At 45.1% G+C, this 1,735-nt stretch carries 2 protein-coding genes; one reads left to right on the top strand and one right to left on the bottom strand.

Annotation, left to right across the window (positions count from 1 at the left end; translation table 11 throughout):
- Window positions 1-23 precede the first annotated feature (23 nt).
- Window positions 24-1,232: a methyltransferase gene (locus A3757_RS20785; RefSeq protein WP_068515858.1), complete on the top strand. Its 1,209-nt coding sequence runs from the start codon at window positions 24-26 to the stop codon at window positions 1,230-1,232.
- Here A3757_RS20785 and A3757_RS20780 read toward each other — a convergent pair.
- On the bottom strand, window positions 1,233-1,735 hold a 503-nt coding region (locus tag A3757_RS20780; RefSeq protein ID WP_255374997.1), incomplete at its 5' end, for a HisA/HisF-related TIM barrel protein. It abuts the gene before it with no gap.

The raw sequence follows: 1,735 nt of genomic DNA, 5'->3' as shown, positions 1-1,735 counted from the left end.
TCTCCTAAGAACTTTTTATTCAGATGAAAGCTCGTTTTACGAAATTAGATCAAATCCTTAAACGCTATGAGCATCTTTGGAAGCCGCCTGCTTTTTCTAGTATTGACTCTCGCTTGGATGATTACCCCGAATTGCAAGCCTGGTTACGTTCACTTAGCTCAGATGATATTGATACGCTTCAGCTTTCTGATCAGGACTTACTAGCCTCGGCAGCCAATTATTTCCCCGTGGCGTCTGAACTCCTTTCACTTATTAGCGTTCCAGCTTCAGAGACATCAAAAGCAACAAAGGAAGTAGAACTACCCGCATTTTGGGATACAGGAATTCCTGGCAGAAAAGCAGCGCAGATAAAGTCCTTTATCAAAAGCCAATCTCCACCCACAACGCCGCTTATTGAATGGTGTTGCGGAAAGTTGCATTTAGGTCGATTAATATCAGAGCTATACAAGCAAAAAGTCACCGGTTTAGAGATTGATACGCAGCTAGTCAATCAGGCAAATATCCTTTCCCGCACCAGAAAATTGAGCAATCAAACTGTGGCGCTAGAGTGTGATGTATTGAATGATGACCTGTCTCAGCTGCTTGAAGCTAACCATCACCTAATTGCCTTGCATGCCTGCGGTGGCCTGCATGTACATATGCTAAAGCAAGGTGTAGAAAGTCACTCTAACAGAATGACCTTCTCACCATGCTGCTATCACCGCTTCAATAGCTCTGAAAACTACCAGGCGCTATCACTTGTAGGCCGAACTACCCTACTGAGCCTAAGCAATGAGGATTTGCGTTTAGCGACAAGACAGTGTAATACGGCATCGGCCGCTGAAACCCGAAAGCGCAAACAACTACAAGCTTGGCGACTCGGCTTTGATACGCTCCAAAAAGATATCAGACATACTGATCAATACCTTCCTTGCCCCTCTCTCAGCATTCGTATTCTTCAAGAAGGCTTCGAACGTTTTTGCAAAAAATGTGCGCAGCTAAAAGATATTGACCTGCCGCAAACAATAGACTTTTTACACTACCAATCTCTGGGGCAAACCAAGTATCAAGAATACGAAAAACTAGAGCTGGTAAGGATGTTATTTAGGCGCGCGTTGGAAACCTGGCTGGTACTGGATCGCTGCTTGTTTCTGGAGGAAAATGGCTATCATTGCCAAATATCGACATTCTGTGAGAGTTCAGTCAGCCCCAGAAACTTTCTGATTAAGGCCCATTTGAAAAACAAAACCTAGCTAGCGATTTTCATTCCATGAGATGCACTCATCAAGTGTAAGCCCCGCCCCCCCAAAAATATCCAAGGCACTCCCTATTGTCAGATCAACCTTGCCGCCAGATAACTGATGAACCAATTTTAAGTCTTCGAAAGAACGTGCACCGCCAGCGTAAGTGACTGGAATGGGGGAAATTTCTCCTAATAAAGAAACCAGGTCCTCATCAATTCCTGCTTGTAGCCCTTCAACATCGGCAGCATGTATTAAAAACTCATTGCAGTGCCCTGCCAACTCAGCGAGGGTATTCTTGGTAATCTGAGTACGGGTCACTGTTTGCCAACGATCCGTCGCAATATTCCAACCCGATTCGGTTTTTCGGCAACTCAGATCCATCACTAAACGCTCCGCTCCCGTCTCCGCTTTTATCTTTTCAATTCTGTCAGAAGATAGCTCCCCATCTTCGAAGAGGTAAGACGTGACGATCAAATGCGACGCACCTGCTTCCAAAAACTCGCTGGCATTTT

Source organism: Oleiphilus sp. HI0117, assembly GCF_001635235.1.
Note: the sequence above shows the minus strand (reverse complement) of the source record. Positions and strands in the feature narration are given on the sequence as shown.

Coding starts and splice junctions, on each gene's coding strand:
- A3757_RS20785 (WP_068515858.1), top strand. CDS start 24: ATGAAAGCTCGTTTTACGAAATTAGATCAAATCCTTAAACGCTATGAG.